At 39.4% G+C, this 4,386-nt stretch carries 4 protein-coding genes; 1 reads left to right on the top strand and 3 read right to left on the bottom strand.

All coding sequences use genetic code 11. From position 1 onward, the window contains the following. Together AC1DRF_RS17720 and AC1DRF_RS17715 are read right to left on the bottom strand one after the other, a co-directional pair. On the bottom strand, window positions 1-807 hold an 807-nt coding region (locus tag AC1DRF_RS17720), incomplete at its 3' end, for an MFS transporter (RefSeq protein WP_477741286.1). 329 nt (window positions 808-1,136) lie between these two features. After that, the gene (locus AC1DRF_RS17715) at window positions 1,137-1,694 is read right to left on the bottom strand and encodes a YdhK family protein (RefSeq protein ID WP_477741285.1); all 558 of its coding nucleotides are present in this window, start codon (window positions 1,692-1,694) and stop codon (window positions 1,137-1,139) included. A 228-nt stretch (window positions 1,695-1,922) separates the two neighbouring features. Between AC1DRF_RS17715 and AC1DRF_RS17710 the strand changes: the two genes are divergently transcribed. Next, window positions 1,923-2,351, top strand: coding sequence for a hypothetical protein (locus AC1DRF_RS17710; protein WP_230184717.1), 429 nt, complete (start codon window positions 1,923-1,925; stop codon window positions 2,349-2,351). A gap of 138 nt (window positions 2,352-2,489) precedes the next feature. On the opposite strand, the gene AC1DRF_RS17705 is transcribed toward AC1DRF_RS17710, so the two are convergent. Next, the coding region (locus tag AC1DRF_RS17705) for a copper-translocating P-type ATPase (RefSeq protein ID WP_477741284.1) at window positions 2,490-4,386 on the bottom strand (1,897 nt) is incomplete at its 5' end.

Genomic DNA, 4,386 nt, shown 5'->3' with positions numbered 1-4,386 from the left:
CATGATATCCATACCGTATTTCTCTTTTAAAAAAGTTGGCAGCCACGTTAACAGTAAATTAAACGTATATCCATAGCCTGTAAACCCAATCATTAGCCCCCAAACTTTTCGATTCGTAAATAATACTTTTAAGGTATGTAAAAATTTTGATGTTTGTTCATCGTTCGCATTTAAATTATTTTCTTGAATATACTTCAGCTCATCATCTGATATGCGTCTATGCTTTTCTGGTTTTTCGTAATAAAACCAAAACAGCAGCGTAAACAACACGTTTATAATTCCAATGGATAAAAATGCTGTGCGCCAATCAAATTTAGTGATGAGAAATGCTACAAGAGGCGCGCCAAGTACATTTGAAAATTTGGCTGCTGAATCAAACAAAGAATTTGGCAAGCTTCTTTCGTTTKGAGGAAACCATAGAGATGTAGCTTTTGACGCTGCTGGAAAAGCTGAAGCACTCATTATTCCTATTAAAAATCGAACGATATAGAGAAGAAGTTTTCCTTGTAAAAATGCCATCGACATCGTTAATAAACTCCAAATCACCATACCCACTCTTGTTACCCATGCTACTCCGAACCGATCAAGCAAGCTTCCGGCAGGTATTTGCATGATCGTATAAGAATACGTATAAATAGAAAAGACAATTCCGAGCTCTGTTCCCGTTAAGTGAAATGCATCTTGTATTGCAGGAGCGGCCACTGACACCGCTACACGATCAAAATAATTTAAAATAATCATACTGCTTAACAAAGATGAAATGAACCATCGTGTGCGTCCTGTTCGCTTTACTGTATGTTCACTCATAGCTAGCTCCTTTCATCAGTAGTTTGTTCGTTTTATTACCGTAGCATTCTACTTAATACCACAACTTCTTTTGAAAGAAACATACGTTTTCTTTATCCATCATGCAAGAAATCCCTCATGATAAAACATAAAACAAGAAGTAAACAACARGAGATTAAGTCATAACTAAATCAATCCAAACTACAGCTAGAAGCAACCACCTACATTCACCATAACAACGAAAAAATCCAAACGATGAATCGAGATTCTCAATCAAGAATCTCGATTCATCGTTCGGATCTTCCTTCACCTAAAATACTTTTGTACCAGCCTCTTTTTTCGCTAACAGTCTATTTGGCTGAAAGTTCACTTTCGGTTACCCACTTGTGATTTTTTACTTTCTCTCCGCTTGTAGTCGTTGTGTAGTCTACCATGTATACCGTTGTTTTTTCGGCTGAATCAATCGTTGCTTTTGCCCCTTTCATACCTTTCATATGATCTGCTTCAAGCGTTACTTCGCTACCTGGCTTTAACTGCTCGTTACCCGCACCTTTTATTTCTTCTTGAATAACCCACTTATGATTTTTTACTTTTTTCCCGCCAGTCTTTGGCGTATACGAAACGGTATAGGCCGTAGTGTCGTAAGCACCAACAATCGTTGCTTCAGCCCCGTTCATGCCTTTCATATGATCTGCTTTTATAACGGCTTTATCCCCAACTTTATATGTTGGATTCTCTGCTTTTTTTAATCCTTTTGGAACCTCTCCTGAACTAGAGTGATTCATCTCTGAGTGATCGTGCATGGATTTGTTTTTGTCAGCTGAAGGCTTTTCATGACTAGAATCGTTTCCGCATCCGCTTAGTCCAATAATGACAGATGCCCCAAGAATAAATAGCTGTTTTTTCATAACAGTCCCTCTTTTCCACATAATAAACTTTAAAATAAAAATCATTTAATCATTAGAAACAACTTATCTTTGCCTACTCTTCTTCTTTTCTTTATTGTAGCCAGAATTTGTGCAGATTTTGTGAAGATGAAGGTAATTGGGCACGAATAATTCCTGTGCCTAAAAAAGGCCCTCGTATGAATCACTTACCACAAGGAAAAAATATAAAAATAAAAGGAGGAAAGAAACATGCTAAAAATACGCTTTGCTCTGTCCTCACTGTTACTTGCGTTTAGCTTGGTGATTGGAGCCCCTTTTGCTTCCGCACACTCCACTCTCTCATCTAGCGTACAAAAAATAGAAGTAACGTCCATTAAAATGAAAACGCTCAAAACATTTATCGATGAACAAGATATGAATGCATTCACTAACAGTATTAAAAAAGCGCAGCATATGAAACTTCTCTTAGATGAAGAATCTGCTGGGAGCATCGATTGCAAAATGACCATTACCTATGGAAATGGTTCTAGCCGTCATTATTTCATTTGGATTATGGATGATGGACGTGATATGTTAATTGCTCAGCAAAAACACCCAGAAGACCTTCATCTTAAAGGGTATGAATTGAATCAAAAAAATTCCTTGCACCTAACAAAGCTGCTAAAGAATATTCTTTAGCAGCTTTGCTTTTAGATCACTTTCACCGAGAATGACTCGATGACTCTAATATTTTTTAGTTTATATTGCCCACATAGCATATACTGCTATGACTGCGAGCACGTACAAAATAGCTGAGACGATCCACTTTTTCATATCTTATAGCCTCACTCTCTGCAATCGCAGTGCATTTAATACAACCGATACAGAACTAAAGGCCATCGCGGCTCCAGCGACCCAAGGGGCTAACAGCCCAACTGCTGCAATTGGAATACCAAGCGTGTTGTAGCCCATTGCCCAGAATAAATTTTGTTTAATATTAGAAATCGTTTTTCTACTCATTTCAATCGCATCTGCAATGCTCATCAAGTCTCCTCGCATCAGCGTAATATCAGCGGCTTCCATCGCTACATCCGTTCCTGTTCCGATGGCCATTCCAATATCAGCTAACGCAAGTGCAGGAGCATCATTAATACCGTCTCCTACCATTGCGACTTTTTTACCTTGCTGCTGAAGCTTTTTTACTTCTTCTGCTTTGCCTTCTGGCAACACTTCTGCTATAACGTGCTCAATACCCGCTTGCATCGCAATAGCCTGAGCTGTTTGACGATTATCACCTGTAATCATCATCACTTCTAAACCCATTTCTTTTAACCTGGAAACCGCTTCTTTAGAAGTCACTTTAATGGTATCTGCAACAGCAAGCATGCCGGCATATTTTCCGTCAAGAGCAACGAGCATAACCGTTTTTCCTTCTCGTTCTAAATTTGTCATTTCTTCTAAGGCTGTATCAATATTCACTTTATGTTGGTTCATAAGCTTTCTTGTTCCCACTAACAGCTCTCGCTCTTGTACAGTTGCTTTCACTCCATACCCTGGAATAGCTTCAAAAGATAACGGATCTTGAATCTCTATACCTTTATTTTTTATACCTGCTACGAGTGCTTGAGCGAGAGGATGCTCCGACAAACGCTCAGCCGATGCAACTAACTGCAATAGCTCATTTTCTTCGTAGTCTTGTGCAATACGTACATCGGTTAACTCGGGAGTTCCATTTGTAACAGTTCCCGTTTTATCTAAAAGAATCGTATCGATTTTATGCGTTGCTTCTAAATGCTCCCCGCCTTTAAACAAAATACCAAATTCTGCTGCGCGGCCCGACCCCGCCATAATGGAAGTTGGAGTAGCTAAGCCTAACGCGCATGGACATGCAATCACTAGTACGGCAATGAGCTTTTCTAAAGCCGGTGCAAATTCGCCAGGCGCAATCCAAATATACCAAACAAAGAAAGTAAGAAGTGCAATTCCGACTACAATTGGCACGAATATACCTGAGATATAATCAGCTAATCGCTGAATAGGCGCTTTAGAACCCTGCGCTTCTTCTACTACTTTAATAATTTGTGCAAGCGCCGTCTCCCTGCCAACGTTTGTAGCTTTTATTTTTAGAAAACCATTTTTATTAAGTGTGGCCCCAATGACTTTATCTCCAATGTTTTTATCTACCGGTACGCTTTCACCTGTCAGCATGGACTCATCTAAGGCCGATTGCCCTTCAATAATCTCTMCGTCTACAGGCACTTTTTCACCAGGCTTAATAAAAATAACTTCGCCTTTTTGGACTTCTTCCACTGGAATTTCAACTTCCGCTCCGTCTCTTATGACAACGGCCGTTTTAGCCTGTAAGCCCATCATCTTTTTAATTGCCTCTGAAGAACGGCCTTTGGCGTTTGCTTCAAATAATTTCCCTAAAAGAATCAGCGTAATCAATATAGCGCTCGTTTCATAGTAAAGCTGATTCGTATGAGCAGATGACCCAAGTGATTTAAGAGAAAAGTATAGACTGTAGAAATAAGCTGCGCTTGTGCCTAGTGCTACTAAAACATCCATGTTGGCACTTTTGTTACGCAGAGCTTTAAATGCGCCTACATAAAATTGCTTCCCTACCACGAATTGAACAGGCGTAGCTAAAGCAAGCTGAACCCATGGATTCATCAGCATATGAGGTAAAGGAATAAACGATGTAAACGTAAAATGACTAACCATTGCCCATAAT

It is taken from the genome of Priestia sp. P5_B4 (genome assembly GCF_056400385.1).
The sequence above is the reverse complement of the archived record's forward strand: the minus strand, read 5'-3'. Positions and strand labels throughout refer to the sequence as shown.